Source organism: Acinetobacter sp. Li1LvA2 (assembly GCF_056156705.1).
Genome location: NZ_JBSICF010000041.1, coordinates 1 through 256 on the forward strand (window position 1 = coordinate 1; position 256 = coordinate 256).

The window sequence follows — 256 nt, forward strand, 5'->3', positions numbered from 1 at the left end:
ATGGATGGTCCAAGAGATCAGGTCCTTAATCAATCAATAGCCCAACAAAAACAAGTGCAAGGGGGTAATTCATGAGCGAACCACAAAAAGAACAAGAACTCACCCGTTCAATGAATGTCTCTTATAGTGAGCCACCATTACCACGTGCCAGTTTAGTAATCTGGATTGTGGGGATTGGCTTAGTTATTTTCTTTATCTGGGCATGGGTATTTAAACTTGAAGAAGTGTCTACTGGTACGGGTAAAGTGATTCCATC

The 256-nt window shown here is 41.4% G+C and carries 1 protein-coding gene and 1 pseudogene; both read left to right on the top strand.

From position 1 onward, the window contains the following. On the top strand, positions 1 to 75 hold a 75-nt coding region (locus ACS604_RS19000), incomplete at its 5' end, for a hypothetical protein (protein ID WP_474772672.1). Continuing rightward, positions 72 to 256: pseudogene (locus tag ACS604_RS19005) on the top strand (secretion protein HlyD); the annotation flags it as partial. The gene ACS604_RS19000 and the pseudogene ACS604_RS19005, both read left to right, overlap by 4 nt.